This window comes from Eubacterium sp. BL-380-WT-2B (assembly GCF_009696115.1).
GTDB classification, from domain to species: domain Bacteria; phylum Bacillota; class Clostridia; order Eubacteriales; family Eubacteriaceae; genus Eubacterium; species Eubacterium callanderi.
In genome coordinates this window covers 387,768-402,023 of the sequence record NZ_VUMP01000001.1, presented here as the reverse complement: position 1 = coordinate 402,023, position 14,256 = coordinate 387,768, and the positions used below count along the sequence as shown (strand labels likewise).

The following is a 14,256-nucleotide window of genomic DNA, read 5'->3' as shown; positions in this document are numbered from 1 at the left end:
GGATTCTTGCATTGACCGCTGCTTTTCTTCTATCTTATAATAAGACTAATAAATATAAAGGAGAACTGCCCATGTCCACACAAACCGACCTTTTAAAAATACTGGAGGAAAACCGGGGCGACCCTGTGTCTGGCGAAGCGCTGGCAGAAGAGCTGAACCTCTCCCGGAGTGCTGTCTGGAAGGCCATCAAGGCCCTCAGAGATAAGGGCTACCAGATCACGTCCAAAACCCGGCAGGGCTACACGCTGTGTAAAAGCAACGATATTCTCTCCGCTGCTTCCATCGCACCCTGGCTGAAGGACCCGGCGCAGGCGGAGCGTCTGGAGGTCTACCCTTCCCTTGACTCCACCAACAGCCTTGGCAAGGAGCGGGCCCTGGCCGGAGCGCCGGACGGCACAGTCATCATCGCGGAGTCCCAGACCGGCGGACGCGGGCGTATGGGGCGCACCTTTTTCTCGCCCGGCGGCTCCGGGATTTATCTGAGCATGATCCTGCGGCCCGGCACGGCCATCAGCCAGTCCCTTTTCATCACCATTGCCGCCAGTGTTCTGATCCGCCAGGCCATCGCGGACGTGACAGGCCTGGAGCCTGAGATTAAATGGGTCAACGACCTCTACATAAAGGATAAAAAAATCTGCGGCATTCTCACCGAGGCTGCCGCCGACTTTGAAACCGGGAATATTGACTACATTGTCCTTGGCGCCGGGATCAATTTTACCGAACCAAAGCAGGGTTTTCCCGAAGAACTCCAGCCGGTGGCAGGCGCCCTCTTTAAGGAAGCGCCGAACGGGCAGCTCCGCAGCCGGCTGGCCGCCGAGCTGGTCAACTGCCTGAGCCGCCTCACCTGCATTCCTGAGGCCGGCGCCGTCATGACGGACTACCGGAAGCACTCCATGGTGATCGGAAAACCGGTCACTATCCTGAACGGTCGGGAAACCCTGGAGGGCGTGGTCAGCGACATCAATGACGCGGGACATCTGATCCTAAAAAAAGACGATGGAACCTTTCAGTCCATCGTCTCTGGCGAGGTCAGCCTACGGCTGCGATAATTTCAGGGAACCGGACGTTTTCTGCCGGTCCTCTCCGTTTTTCTTCTCATTAAAGTTCAGCAGCATGGCTGAGCTGATGATGACCGCCACCGAGCCCACATTGTGGACCAGCGCGCCGGCCACCGGCCCCATGACCCCGGTCATGGCCAGCACCACCGCCACGGCGTTGAGCGCCTGGGACAGAAAAATATTGATGCGGATGGTCCGCATCGTTTTCCGGGACAGGGTCATCAGATAAGGTACCTTCATCACATCATCTCCCACAAACACCGCGTCGGCGGCGTCCATGGCGATGTCTGAGCCGATATCTCCCATGGCCAGACCCACGTCGGCTGTCTTGAGAGCCGGCGCGTCGTTGATGCCGTCGCCGATCATACAGACCTTTTCCTGCCCCTTCCGCTGGAGCCGTTTGATCACGACGATCTTATCCTCGGGCAGACAGCCGGCTTCAACGGTGTCAATCCCAGCCCGCTCTGCCATATAAAGCGCCGCGGCCCGGTGGTCGCCGGTGATCAGGGCTGTTTTAAGCCCCTGTGCTTTCAGTTTTTCAACCATATTCGGCGCATTGTTGCGGAGAGTATCTGCCAGCACTGCGTAGCCTGCTGCTTTTCCATCCACCGCGATATAAATAATAGTACCGCCCTCACTCAGGTATTTTTCCGCTGATTTTTCAAGTCTTTCCGTCATCGAAACACCCATCGCGTCCAGAAGTTTTCGGTTTCCGGCTGCGATTTCATGCCCCTCTACCACCGCGCAGACGCCCTTGCCGGGCAGCATTGTAAATTCCGACGGTTCTGGCAGCCGCTCCGGATGGCCTTCGGCATAATGTTCTGAGACCGCTTTGCCGAGAGGATGCTCGGAGCGGGCTTCGGCGGCTGCGGTCCATTTGAGCAGCGCGTCCTTTTCCCACCCCTCCTCACACTCAAAAGCACGCACGCAGGGCTTTCCGTAGGTGATGGTGCCGGTTTTGTCAAAGGCAATGCGCCCCACGGACGCAAGCCGCTCCAGCGCATCGCCAGACCGGATCAGAATCCCGTTTTTCGCCGCGTTGCCGATCCCTGCCATGATGGCTGTGGGCGTGGCGAGCACCAGCGCGCAGGGACAGAATACCACCAGGATGGTGACCGCCCGGGTCAGTTCTCTGGTCACCAGGCCAGTGACAACGGCAGCGGTCAGCGCCAGCACCACAATGACCGTAGCCCACCGGTCTGCCAGGTGCGCGATGGGCGCGCGTCCCGCGTCGGCCGACGCCACCAGACGGATCATCCGTTTCAGGGAGCTGTCCTCCGCCGCCCTGGTCACGCGGATGTCCACTGTCCCAAACTGGTTCATGGTCCCGCAGAATACCTCATCACCCTTTTCCTTATCGACCGGCAGGGATTCTCCAGTCATCAGGGACTGGTCCACCGCCGTATCGCCGCAGAGGACCATACCGTCTACGGGTATTTTTTCTCCGGGCAGCACACGCACTGCTTCGCCTACTGCCACGTCCTCCACATTGATGACGACTTCCACGCCATCCCGCATCACACGGGCCTTTTCCGGCGTCAGATCCACCAGACGCTCAATGCCTTTCCGGGCTTTATTCACGGTTCTTTCCTCCAAATAGCCGCCAAGGGTCATGATGACCGCGATCTCGCCCGCCGCGAAAACCTGGCCGATGGCCACTGAGGCAATGATGGCGATGGAGACCAGCACATCCGCCCGGATGTCAAATTCCTTTATCACTGCGGACACCGCGCCGATGATAATCGGCAGGCCGCATAAAACAACCGCAATCCACGATAAATTAAAAGCCAGACGGCCGCCCGCCACAAAATGGATTCCCAGAGCCAGCGCCGAGATTATCATGGCCGCAACCGTTCTTTTTTCTTCATCCTTTAGCCAAGTCATCCTGATTTCCTCCTTGTCTACTCTATACCCCTATAGGGTATGTCGATTTTTTGAAAAAGTCAAGAGGAAGGTAAAAATTTATCTTTAGTTTGGTACGGCGCGTTTCAGACCGTACCCAAATGAACCAATATCAAGAGACGAAGCCTTTTACCTAAGGAAGAAAAAGCCGTCCTGCGGGCTTCAACCTGCCAACAGTATCTTCTTGCATAATGCAGACCTCTCTGCTCTCTAATGTCCGGCTGTTCATGCCAAGCGGCACAACTCCTGGCCGTTGACACAGCGCCTGGATGCTTTTTCTTATCTGGATGAAAGGCGCAGTCTCGGGCTCCGCCACTTCCTGCAAAGGGGTACGGCGCGTTTCAGACCGTACCCAAAAACAACCCGTATCGCGGCGATACGGGTTGAAGCTTATAGCTTTTCTTTTACCTCTCTCTTTTTCAGCCAGCGGAACAGCAGCACGGTCATGGCGATGGTCAGTATGGCTGAGGGCAGGCCCACGACAATGACAAAGGTCTGTAGGGCGTTGATACCGCCGCCGAGCTTCAGCACCGCCACCCCGAGAATGGCGATGGCGATGGACCAGGACAGGCGGTTCCAGCGGGCGGGCTGGCTGATGTCGGTCATTTCCTCTGACGCGATACAGCCCATGGTAAAAGCGCAGGAATCCACACAGGTGGCCAGAAAAACAAAGTACAGAAGAATCACGCCCACAATGATCCCATTTTTAAAGGGCAGCTGATCCAGCATGGCCAGCACTGCGTAATTGCTCCCCTGTTCGGCGTTGATCTTTGCCAGATCCACCACGCCGCTGCTCTGCAGCTTGAGGGCGTAGTTTCCCAGCACACAGAAAATTGCCATGGTGCCGGCCGATCCGGCGCCCATGATGCCGAAAACCAGTTCGCGGACGGTTCGTCCCTTGGATACTCTGGCGATAAAAATAGCCATGAAGGGCACTGAGGCCACCCACCAGCTCCAGTAAAAAACTGTCCAGTCCTGGGCAAAGGTTCCGCCGCCGAATACATCGCTGTAGCTGTTCATGCGGAGGAAATTGCTGAGCAGGGTCCCGAATTCCTCGACCGAGGCTGCCAGAATATAGCGGGCGCCGCTGGCAAAAAAGATAAACAGAATGACGCCGATGAGCAGATACATGTTAATGTCACTGAGAATCTTGATGCCCTTGTCCAGCCCACGGTAAACGCTGATGGAGAAAATAAACATCCAGACCACCAGCACAACGACCTGAAGCTCTGTGGTGTCCGGCAGCCCGGTAATTTTACAGATGAGCACAGAGAGCAGGGGTACCCCTAAGCCAAGGGCCGGCGCAAAGGTGCAGAAGGTCGCAAAAATCGTCACGATGTCAATGGCTTTGCCCGGAACGCCTTTCGCGGCCTTCTCACCGATCAGGTCAGTCATCACGCCGGATATTTTCAGGTTTCTGCGCTTCAGCACCAGAAAATAATAGGAGACCACCAGGCCGGACAGCGCGTAAAAGGACCAGGCCACAGGCCCCCAATGAAACAGGCCGTAGGGAATGGCGATGTTGAAGGCCTCAAGGGAGTAGGGCTCATAGCCAAAGGGCGGCGACGCGATGTAATTCAGCGGCTCGCACACGGACCAGAGGATGGCGGAGGAGCCGATGGCAGAGAAGAAAATCATGGCCAGCCAGCTGTAGAAGCTGTAGGCTGGCGGCTCCCCCTCGCCGCCGAGTCGGATCTTGCCGTAACGGCTGCAGCCCACCACCATACAGACAATGAACACCCCCAGCCCGAAAAGCAGGAAAAACCAGTCGAATTTTGTGATGACAAAGTTCCTGAGCACACCCGATACAGAGAGCGCCTGTTCTGGAAAAGCAAGGCAGGCCGCAGATACCAGGAGCATGAGCAGCAGCGCGCCGAAAAAAATGGTTTTATCAATGGGGATTTTGTTTTTTTGCGGGTCCATATTCCACTTCCGTTTCTTAAATTCAAAAACAAAGACGGGCTTGCCTGCAGCGCGCCCGTCTATGCCGTTTACTTAATTAAATATTTTTCAATAACTTTCATCTGTTCCGTTGTTTTTTCCGGTTCCTGGTAGGCAGCCAGGCGTTCAGCTACCTTTTCGGATGCCTTTTCTTTAACGGATTTTTTATCCTCTGTCTGCCAGGTGTTATAGTCTACCTTCACAAACAGATCGGGCACATAGTGCTCATTGCGGTATTCTTTGGGGGTACGGCCAGACATAAAGTTGCCTCTCGGGCCGACCTTGCTGATCTCTTTAGTATAATCTTTATTGTAGTCAATGGCAATCCCCTGGGTCATACGTTTCAGCATCTTGATGAGCTGTTCGTCCGCCACATATTTTTCCAGCGAGCTGACATTAAAGCCACTGAGCATGCCACAGCTGAAGAAAATCAGGTCTGTGCCGCTGAGGGTGCCGCTCATCAGGTTAAGGGTGGATTCGACCCCTGCCTGGTAGTCAACATCAATGGCGTCGTTGAGGGCGCCGGAGGTTCTGAACGGCATTCTGTAATATTTGGCCATGGCGGCGCTCGCCAGCGAGATCAGGGCTGTTTCGGTGTTGCCCAGAGCCATGGATACTGCTCTCAGGTTCGTGGAAGTGGAGGTGCTGCCGTAGAAAATCGGCAGGCCCGGTTTGATGAGCTGGATGAGCACGGTGACGGCCAGCAGCTCTGCGTTGTTCTGGATAATGGTGCCCAGAATGGAGGCCGGGCTTGTGAGCACCGGCAGTGAGCAGGTAGCCAGCTGCATGGGCTGGTTCAGCTCGCAGTAGGCAAACATGGCGTCCAGACTATCCTTGACCCATGCCAGCGGCGAGATCGGACTAATACAGCCAACCGCCACATATTTGTCATGGACATCTACGAAATCCTGTATCATTTTAACCACATTAGTGGCAACAGTCCCGGAATCGTGCAGCTTGGTTGCCAGCGCCGTCAGCGAAATCGGCAGGGTTGTATAGTTCAGCAGCGCGGCGGCCATGTTGTAGGAGCGGTCTTCTCTCGGGACGTCATAGGTATCGCAGAGCAGAAGATGGGTCATGTCAATACAGTCACTGGTCTGTACCAGCTTGCAGATATCGACATAGTCGTGCATTTCGGCAAAACGGAACTCACCGTTTTCCATCACGTACGGCGGGCTGCCGGCTGTGGCCATGGTGAGGCTTCCCCCGCCCATGTGATAGCTAGTGCCGTCCGGGCGCAGAATATCAAATTCCTGGCTGACGGTAGACAGGCCTTTGGCAATGAGCTCATCGGTAAAATGAACGGTATAGCCATCCACAGTGGCGCCGTGTTTTTTGAAAATTTCAACCGCGCGGTCATCCTCGAACACGCAGCCGGTTTCCTTCAGTAATTTTGCAGACTGTTCGTGAATAAATTCAACATCCTTAGCCTGTAAAAACAGTTTTTCAAGTTCCATATGATTGTTTGTCTCCTTATAATTCTCAGATTCTTTTTGAATGGCTTACGCCTGTGTTTTTTCAGTGGGTTCTTCGATTGAGATCCCCTTTTTCTTATTGTAGACCAGTACCAGCAGTGCGCAGCCCATAGACAGGATCGCGCTGACGCCCAGGGCGATAAAGATATAGGTATAGGCCTGGTTTCCATAGCTGTCCAGCCATTTACCGGCGATCGGTGATACGAACATATCGGGCAGGAAGCCGATCAGTGACAGAATACCCGAGGCAGAGCCGAAGATAGCTGCCGGCACCTTGGTTTCTGTGAACAGGGAGGATTCAACCCCATATGCCCCGCTTAAGAAGAAGGACAGAATCATGATCAGGATAATGGCCGGAATCATAAAGCCTGCGGTCTGCGGTGCCAGAACGATGACAAAGAGGCAGACGGCCGTGATGGCCATACAAAGCAGGATGGTTTTGGCCGGTGATTTGATCTTTGTCGCCAGAGCCCCGATGATCGGTGATGAAAAGAGCGACGTACCGTACATACGGATATTGCCCATGAGCGCAGCCATAGCGACGCTGGCGCCAAATACCGCCTGTACGTAAGGCACCGTATAGCTGAGTGAGGTATAAACCGTATAGGTAAAGAACATGCACAGGGTTGTCAGCCATACACCAGGGTGCTTAATGGCTGCCACCAGCTCAGATAAATCGAATTTTTTCTTGGTTTTGATGATTTCGCCTTCAAATTTCGGAATCAGGAAGAAGGATGCCAGGGCAAAGGCGATGTTTAAGAATGCGTAGAACATGAGCACCATGTTGAAGCCGGAAGCCGGATCTGCAAAGAGGTCGAAAATCCACATGGAAATGAAGTTGACCACTAAGCCGAGAATCCCGACGATCCCGTAGCTGATGCCGATATTTCTGGAATAGGTGTTGTCTGTGCTGACAAGGCGGATACCCTTATAGCGGACGCCCCAGTAAATAAAGGTCGTGCAGACCCCCATGAGCAGGAAGATCACCTTCAGAGTCTCATAGCTCGGCAGTGTCGCGTACCAGAAAGTTAAAATTGCAGAAAGACCAAAACCGGCAGTCGCCAGGTATTTGACGCGAATTTTATCTGCCAGAATACCGCCGGGCAGGTAAGAAATCATGGCCGTTGTGCCATAAAGGCCGTAGAGCACACCAAGCTGTTCGTTTGAGAGCGCAAGGCTCTGTAAAACCGGTTCATAAAAGACGTACCGGATCAGAAATGTCAGATAAACTACTACTGCACCGGAGCTGATAATACCGATTACCGCGTTCCGGGTAAAGCCGCTGATGCTTTCGTTTGTTACTTCGTTTTTATTCATTTTTCCCCTCCATAAAAACTGATAACACTTGGGTCCGGACCATGTGTCATATACAAGTATGCTACAACTATAACACGTGCAACGGTTTCTGTCAATAGAATTTGATCAAAAAATATATAACAGATGATATAACTGTATATATCAATAGAACAATGAGGTTCACCTGTGCAAAAAACAAAGGGTATCGCGGCGATACCCTTTGTCTTTAATATTTCATTTTCAACTGCATTTCCTCACAGGGCACATAAGTTTCCGACACCCCGACAAGCTGTCCGCTCTCAGTGCGGTAGGTCTGCCTGAACTCAAAGACTCCGTCATCGGCGTCAATGAACAGTCTGTCCCGGACCGGGGCGTTGTCCGTCATGAGTGTGATCTCAAGCTCCTTGTAAATATCGTAATTGCCCAGCACCAGGTTCAGCGAATCCATGAGGCGCTCCGGGTTTCGGACCGGCGAGGCACTCCGGACATTGTGGATAATGTACTTGACATCCAGACCAATGGGCATATCCCGGTTATACAGAATCCGCACAGCCCGCAGACAGCGGGTCTGAGACGGAATCTCCAGTCCAAACCGATCCCAAAGAGCCCCGCTGCTCACCTCCTCAATGGTCTCAAGGCGGATGTCGGTCAGATGGTCGATGCTTTTGGTCTCATGAAAGATCATGGTGTAGGTTTTATGGTTGCCTGAGCTCACAAAGAAGCCCTTGCGGTCCACCACATACACATAACCGCGCTCCTCCAGAATCGCCAGGCTTTTCTTTACCGTGACCGGCGTGGTCGTGTAAATTTTCGAGAACTCCCGCAGCGAGGGGAGCTGTTCCTCAGGCTTGTAGTCGCCTTTTTCAATTTTGGCCTGAATGTCATTCAGAATAAATTCATAGGTCTTCACAGCGCACCTCTACACTCTGGAATTGCCGCGGAGACGGCACAGATCGCTCTCCACATACAGCTTTCCGTAGCCGATGGGAATATCGTCGGAATCGTAAAGCTTCTGCTCAAAGAGCATCATAAACTTCTGCTTTTTCTGGGGCTCCCCGGTCATTTCCTCGAAAAAGGCGCCGATCCCGGCGTCGGTCATCACACCGGTGACAAAGATTTCCTCCCAGTAGCCAAAGCCGTAATTCTCACCAAAAATGATACTGACCATATCGCGGTAGCTGAAGCTGTCCTCCTTGATGTTCATACCCGGAAAATAAGGAATGTACTTCTCATCCAAAGCCACAGGCCGATCTCCCTGGAACAGCATGGAGCGGATGCAGACAATCTTTGTCTTGGGGGCCACCTGAAGGTGGTAGACCAGCTCGATGGTGGGCGCCATGATTTTGGCGTGGATGAGTTTGGCATGGCTGTAGCCCCCGCGGATGATCTCGTCAATTTTAAAGCCCACCTCAAATTTGTTCAGAGAGTACTCCCGCACATAGGTCCCCTTGCCCGGGGACGACATCAGGTACCCCTCGCCAATGAGCACCTCGATGGCTTTGCGGATGGTCATACGGCTGACACCGTACTCCTCGCAGAGGCCGTTCTCCGATGGCAGCAGGTCGCCGGGCTTATAGATATTGCTGAGAATCTTGATCTTAATGGAATCGGCAATGTTGAGGTATTTGACTTCATTTTTGCTCATCTTTTAACCATCCCTGACAGATTTCCACCCCTTTGATGGCCGATTTGGTATAGGCGTCTGCGCCCACGAAATCACTGACGGTTTTGTTGGCCACACAGCCGCCGATAATGATCTTGACCTGGTCCCGCATGCCCGCCTCCACAAAGGCGTCCACCACTTCCTTGACCGAGGGGATACAGTCAGTGAGCACAGCGCTCAGGCCGATGATCTCACACTTGTACTTCCTGGCCGCCTCCACAAAATCCTGGGCCTTGACATCCACACCCAGGTCCCTGACAATAAAACCGCCGGCCTGCATGGCGCCCTTAAAAATCGACTTTCCGATGTCGTGTATATCCCCCTCGACCGTGCCCAGCAGCATGGTCTTTCCAAACTCCCCGGCTTCGATGCTGTCGTAAATATCACACATATTGGTGTACTCCAGCACATTTTCAAAAATAATACCCACGACCATGAGGTCCGCGATGGAGTACTCGCCGGTCTCATAGCGCAGACCGACCTTTTCCAGCCCCTTATTGAGGGCCATCCAGATATCCTTAGGCGGTGTCCCCGCTGCCACGCAGCGTTTCACAATCTTCAGAACCTTTTCTTCATCCAGCTCCTCAATGGCGTTGATTAACATTTCTAACATAGTGCTCTCTCCAAATTTTTATATAATTGATAGTTGATAGTTATGGAACGCTTTCGCCAAGGCTCAAGCGAGTTAGACAGCAGCTTTCGACCGCTACGGCATGTCAAAAACCTTAAGAGACGAAGCCTTTTACCTAAGGAAGAAAAAAGCGTCCTGCGGCCACTGCTCCCACAATGGTATCTTCCTTACTAAAGTTAACGCTTTATCTCGACAGTGTCCGGCTCTTCCAATCGTACGGCACGATTCGTAGCCGTTTACCGCAGCGCCTGGACCTTTTTTCTTATCTGGATAAAAGGCACAGTCTCGGACTTCGCCACTTTTTCAGCAGTTTGCTCATTGTCGACGGCCGGACGACCAACGGTCTAAGAGAATGGGCAAAATGCAAGGCGCAGGCTTTTTTAAATGAAGGCGCATATTCATAATATGTAACTGAATTTAAAATAGTCTGCAACGCAGCAGTTTGCCCATTATCGACGACCGCTGTAGTATACTTGTCTAGCCAAATTATATCACAGATCCCACAAAAATAGCTTTACTTTTTTTAACACTTCGGATAATAATTTAAAATTGACGGATGACGGGGCAAATGGTAATATATCCTAGGAATTAATCCCATTTTTTGAACAAAACAATTGACGGAGGGCATTTATGCATATTCGACCAAAACCCTGGGCGCGGCCGGAGCTCTTAGCCTGCGGTTTTTTTATCCCGGAAGCCCCTGAACTGCGGGGACACTGGCAGGACGCTTTTGAGCGCAGAGCGCCGCTGCATCTGGAGCTGGGCTGCGGCAAGGGCACCTTTATCGCCGCTTTGGGCAGACGCCATCCAGAGGTCAACTACCTGGCGGTGGACATGATCGACGCGGTGCTGGGGCTGTCCAAGCGCAACGTGGAGCAGGCCTACGCGCCCAAAGCGGTGGATAACGTCCGCCTGACCGCCTGGGACATCGCCCGTATCGGGGAGATGCTCTCGCCAGAGGATGCGGTAGAGCGGATCTACATTAACTTCTGCAACCCCTGGCCCAAGCGCCGTTACCAGAAAAAGCGGCTGACCCACTCCCGCCAGCTTGAGCAGTATAAAAAAATCATGGTTCCCGGGGCGCAGATCCATTTCAAGACCGACGACGATCCCCTGTTTGAGGCGTCCCTGAAATACTTTGAGGACTCGGGCTTCCGGGTGACCACCCTCATCCGGGACCTGCACGCGTCGGATGAATATCCGGGCAACATCGTGACCGAGCACGAGCGTATGTTTGCTGACCAGGGCATCAAGATTAAGCTGGCGATCGCGGAAATCAATGGAGAATGAAAAACCTGACACAAATTTGAAAATGTCAAACACTGTATCTTTTTTTCGAAAAACATCATATTTATTACGAGGAGACAAATTTGAGAACAATTCTATGGTTTATCCATTTCTGGCTGTATCAGCTGGCCCTTTTACCCAGCCGTTTTAAGGCCCGCAGGCTTGCGAAAGCGGGTGATCGTGCCGCCCATGACGCAGTCGTCCGAAAGGCGGTCGGCCCCTGGGCCAGGAGCATGATCCGCACGGCCGGGGGCACAGTCTCGGTGGAGGGGCTTGAGAACATGCCTGAGGAGCCTGCGGTCTATGTTTCCAACCACCGCAGCTACTTTGACATTCCCCTGGTTCTGGGCTATCTGGGTGATGACACCAAGCCGCTGGTGGCCAAGAAAGAAATCGGCAAAATCCCATTGATCCGCGCGTGGATGGAGGAGCTGCACTGTGTGTTCCTTGACCGGGACAACCCGCGCGAGGCCATCAAAAACATCAAAGAGGCGGAATACTGGGTGGCCGAGGGCTACTCCATGGTTGTCTTTCCAGAAGGCACCCGCACCAAGGACGGGTACCTGGGCGAATTTAAGCCCGGGGCCTTTAAAATCGCCCAGAACAACAAGGTGCCCGTGGTTCCCTTCTGCATGAAGGATACAGACAAACTCATGGGCCGCGACAATCTCTGGATTCATCCGGCCCACGTTGCCATCAAGGTACTGCCCCCCATCGACACCGAGGACTATACCCGGGCCGACTGGAAAAACCTGCCAAAGCTGGCAGAGGAAAAAGTGCGCGAGGGGCTTGAAGCCATGGACGGCGAGGGGTTTCATTAAAAAAGAGGTACGGTCCAAAACAGACCGTACCTCTTTTTTTCACGCCTTGTCTGGCTGGAGAGCGTCCAGCACGCGCATCCATTCCTCCACCTTTGCGTCTGAGGGCATGCGCCAGTCCCCCCTCGGGGACAGGGACACGGTGCCCACCTTGGGGCCGTCGGGCAGGCAGGAGCGCTTGAACTGCTGGGTAAAGAAGCGCCAGTAGAAATTGCGCAGCCACTTGTAAAGGGTGGCGTCGTCATAGGCCCCCTCAAAGGCCTGACGGCTCAGGTAGTAAATCTTGTCCGGGCTGTAGCCGTTCCTGAGCACATGGTACATGAAGAAATCGTGGAGCTCATAAGGGCCCACCAGATCCTCGGTTTTCTGGGCGATTTTGCCCGATGCGTCCGGGGGCAGCAGCTCGGGCGATACGGGCGTATCCAGCACATCGTAGAGAATCCGGCGGATCGCTTCGTCGGGGTTTTCGTCGGCCACGTAGCGCACCAGGTAGCGCACCAGGGTCTTGGGAATGCCGCCGTTAACCCCGTACATGGACATGTGGTCCCCGTTGTAGGTAGCCCAGCCCAGGGCCAGCTCGGACAGGTCGCCGGTGCCGATGACCAGGCCGTTCAGGCGGTTGGCCAGGTCCATGAGGATCTGGGTCCGCTCCCGGGCCTGGGCGTTCTCATAGGTGACGTCGTGGACGCTCAGGTCATGGCCGATGTCCTCCAGATGGTGTGTGGCCGCCTCCCTGATCGAAATTTCGTGGAAGGTGGCTCCCAGGGAACGGATCAGGCTGACCGCGTTGTCGTAGGTGCGGTCAGTCGTACCAAAGCCCGGCATGGTGACCGCGTGGATGCGCTTTCGGTCAATGCCGAACTGGTCACAGACGTTCACGCACACCAGCAGCGCCAGGGTGGAATCCAGGCCGCCGGAGATGCCCACCACCATGGCCGGGTCGCCGATATGGGCCACACGGCTGCCCAGAGCCATGGTCTGAATATTGAAGATTTCCTCACAGCGCTCGTTGCGGCGTGCTGTGTCCGCAGGCACAAAGGGCTGTGGGTTCACACTGCGCAGGCAGTCCTGGGCATCGCAGGCAGTAAAGAAACATTCCTCATACACGCGCCCCTCCAGAATATCCACCGAATCGCCAAAGGAGGTCTGGAGCTGGCGGTCATGGAGGATGGCCTCCACGTCCATGTCGGCCACCACCAGCTGGCTTTCGGTCTGGAAACGGCGCGACCGGGCCAGCAGCATGCCCTTTTCACAGATAAGAGCGTCGCCGCCAAAGACAAGGTCGGTGGTGGACTCGCCATAGCCGCTGGAGCAGTACAGGTACCCGGCGTTTAAGCGGGCAGACTGCTGTCTTACCAGGTCTCTGCGGTACGCGCTCTTTCCGATGATCTCATTGCTGGCCGAAGGGTTCACGATAATGGTGGCCCCAGCCGCGGCCTGATAGCTGCTCGGGGGTACCGGCGCCCACAGGTCCTCACAGATTTCAATGCCCACGACCACTTCTTCCCAGCTCTCGTGGCTGAACAGAAGCCCGGTGCCCATGGGCGCCGGCTCCCCAAAGAAGCTGGTTTCGGATACGCGCAGCTGCCCGGCGGAGCGGAACCAGCGCTTTTCATAATATTCCTGATTGTCCGGCACATAGGTTTTGGGCACAATGCCCAGGATCTCCCCGTCCGAGATGGCGACCGCGCAGTTGTACAGCCCGCTGCCCACAGCCACAGGCGCGCCCACCACGATGAGCATGGCTCTGCCCTCAGACCACGCCCTGATTTTATCCACAGCCGCTGCCGCTGCCTTTTGCAGGGTGCGCTGGAAAAACAGGTCGCCGCAGGTGTAGCCCGTAACGCACAGCTCCGGAAAAGCCACGATGCCCACCTGCTTTTCAAAGGCTTCTGCACACAGCGCGATGACCGCGTCCGCGTTGGCCGCGCAGTCCCCTACCTTGATGACCGGCACCGCGCAGGCGGTGCGAATATATCCTAAATCTTTCATATTTACCCTTTCTTTTTCATTGAAAACATTATCTTTTTTGACGGACAAAGTATGGTGTGAAAAGCCTGCCCCAAGATATAGTTTTGCTTTTATCTCATTATACCGCGAATCGGATTTATGAACAAGTGTGGATAACTACGGGGGGTTATCCACAAGTTGTGCATAAACTTTTCCAGAACCTTATCCACAGATT

General features: G+C 54.3%; 11 protein-coding genes. 3 read left to right on the top strand and 8 right to left on the bottom strand.

The window, feature by feature from the left end; all coding sequences use genetic code 11:
- The first annotated feature begins 71 nt into the window (after nucleotides 1-71).
- Entirely contained in the window at nucleotides 72-1,049 is a 978-nt protein-coding gene (locus FYJ53_RS01740; RefSeq protein WP_148429844.1) for a biotin--[acetyl-CoA-carboxylase] ligase, read from the top strand.
- Here the strand turns inward: FYJ53_RS01740 and FYJ53_RS01735 are convergent.
- The 7 genes from FYJ53_RS01735 to FYJ53_RS01705 all read right to left on the bottom strand — a co-directional run bounded on the left by FYJ53_RS01735 (nucleotide 1,035) and on the right by FYJ53_RS01705 (nucleotide 9,948).
- A complete protein-coding gene (locus tag FYJ53_RS01735) occupies nucleotides 1,035-2,942 on the bottom strand; it encodes a cation-translocating P-type ATPase (RefSeq protein WP_154556905.1) in 1,908 nt (635 codons plus the stop codon). The genes FYJ53_RS01740 and FYJ53_RS01735 overlap by 15 nt on opposite strands.
- Before the next feature lie 408 nt (nucleotides 2,943-3,350).
- Entirely contained in the window at nucleotides 3,351-4,883 is a 1,533-nt protein-coding gene (locus FYJ53_RS01730; protein ID WP_090414765.1) for a BCCT family transporter, read from the bottom strand.
- A 68-nt stretch (nucleotides 4,884-4,951) separates the two neighbouring features.
- Nucleotides 4,952-6,358, bottom strand: coding sequence for a trimethylamine methyltransferase family protein (locus tag FYJ53_RS01725; protein WP_013382340.1), 1,407 nt, complete (start codon nucleotides 6,356-6,358; stop codon nucleotides 4,952-4,954).
- A 45-nt stretch (nucleotides 6,359-6,403) separates the two neighbouring features.
- Nucleotides 6,404-7,693: a nitrate/nitrite transporter gene (locus FYJ53_RS01720; protein ID WP_090414768.1), complete on the bottom strand. Its 1,290-nt coding sequence runs from the start codon at nucleotides 7,691-7,693 to the stop codon at nucleotides 6,404-6,406.
- Between the two features lie 205 nt (nucleotides 7,694-7,898).
- The gene (locus FYJ53_RS01715) at nucleotides 7,899-8,582 is read right to left on the bottom strand and encodes a GntR family transcriptional regulator (RefSeq protein WP_013382342.1); all 684 of its coding nucleotides are present in this window, start codon (nucleotides 8,580-8,582) and stop codon (nucleotides 7,899-7,901) included.
- Between the two features lie 9 nt (nucleotides 8,583-8,591).
- Nucleotides 8,592-9,317: a GntR family transcriptional regulator gene (locus FYJ53_RS01710; protein ID WP_148429848.1), complete on the bottom strand. Its 726-nt coding sequence runs from the start codon at nucleotides 9,315-9,317 to the stop codon at nucleotides 8,592-8,594.
- Entirely contained in the window at nucleotides 9,304-9,948 is a 645-nt protein-coding gene (locus FYJ53_RS01705; RefSeq protein WP_074617960.1) for a B12-binding domain-containing protein, read from the bottom strand. Before FYJ53_RS01705 ends, FYJ53_RS01710 begins: the two co-directional genes overlap by 14 nt.
- Before the next feature lie 648 nt (nucleotides 9,949-10,596).
- On the opposite strand from FYJ53_RS01705, the gene trmB reads away from it, so the two are divergent.
- Nucleotides 10,597-11,256, top strand: coding sequence for a tRNA (guanosine(46)-N7)-methyltransferase TrmB (gene trmB / locus FYJ53_RS01700; RefSeq protein WP_148429849.1), 660 nt, complete (start codon nucleotides 10,597-10,599; stop codon nucleotides 11,254-11,256).
- A gap of 80 nt (nucleotides 11,257-11,336) precedes the next feature.
- Nucleotides 11,337-12,074, top strand: a complete 738-nt coding sequence (locus FYJ53_RS01695) for a 1-acyl-sn-glycerol-3-phosphate acyltransferase (RefSeq protein WP_090414778.1) — start codon at nucleotides 11,337-11,339, stop codon at nucleotides 12,072-12,074.
- A 39-nt stretch (nucleotides 12,075-12,113) separates the two neighbouring features.
- Here the strand turns inward: FYJ53_RS01695 and FYJ53_RS01690 are convergent, their stop codons facing one another.
- On the bottom strand, nucleotides 12,114-14,063 hold the full coding sequence (locus FYJ53_RS01690; RefSeq protein ID WP_148429851.1) for an NAD(+) synthase: 1,950 nt from the start codon (nucleotides 14,061-14,063) through the stop codon (nucleotides 12,114-12,116).
- Nucleotides 14,064-14,256: the final 193 nt, after the last annotated feature.

Coding starts and splice junctions, on each gene's coding strand:
- trmB (WP_148429849.1), top strand. CDS start 10,597: ATGCATATTCGACCAAAACCCTGGGCGCGGCCGGAGCTCTTAGCCTGC.
- FYJ53_RS01720 (WP_090414768.1), bottom strand. CDS start 7,693: ATGAATAAAAACGAAGTAACAAACGAAAGCATCAGCGGCTTTACCCGG.
- FYJ53_RS01705 (WP_074617960.1), bottom strand. CDS start 9,948: ATGTTAGAAATGTTAATCAACGCCATTGAGGAGCTGGATGAAGAAAAG.
- FYJ53_RS01710 (WP_148429848.1), bottom strand. CDS start 9,317: ATGAGCAAAAATGAAGTCAAATACCTCAACATTGCCGATTCCATTAAG.
- FYJ53_RS01735 (WP_154556905.1), bottom strand. CDS start 2,942: ATGACTTGGCTAAAGGATGAAGAAAAAAGAACGGTTGCGGCCATGATA.
- FYJ53_RS01725 (WP_013382340.1), bottom strand. CDS start 6,358: ATGGAACTTGAAAAACTGTTTTTACAGGCTAAGGATGTTGAATTTATT.
- FYJ53_RS01740 (WP_148429844.1), top strand. CDS start 72: ATGTCCACACAAACCGACCTTTTAAAAATACTGGAGGAAAACCGGGGC.
- FYJ53_RS01690 (WP_148429851.1), bottom strand. CDS start 14,063: ATGAAAGATTTAGGATATATTCGCACCGCCTGCGCGGTGCCGGTCATC.
- FYJ53_RS01730 (WP_090414765.1), bottom strand. CDS start 4,883: ATGGACCCGCAAAAAAACAAAATCCCCATTGATAAAACCATTTTTTTC.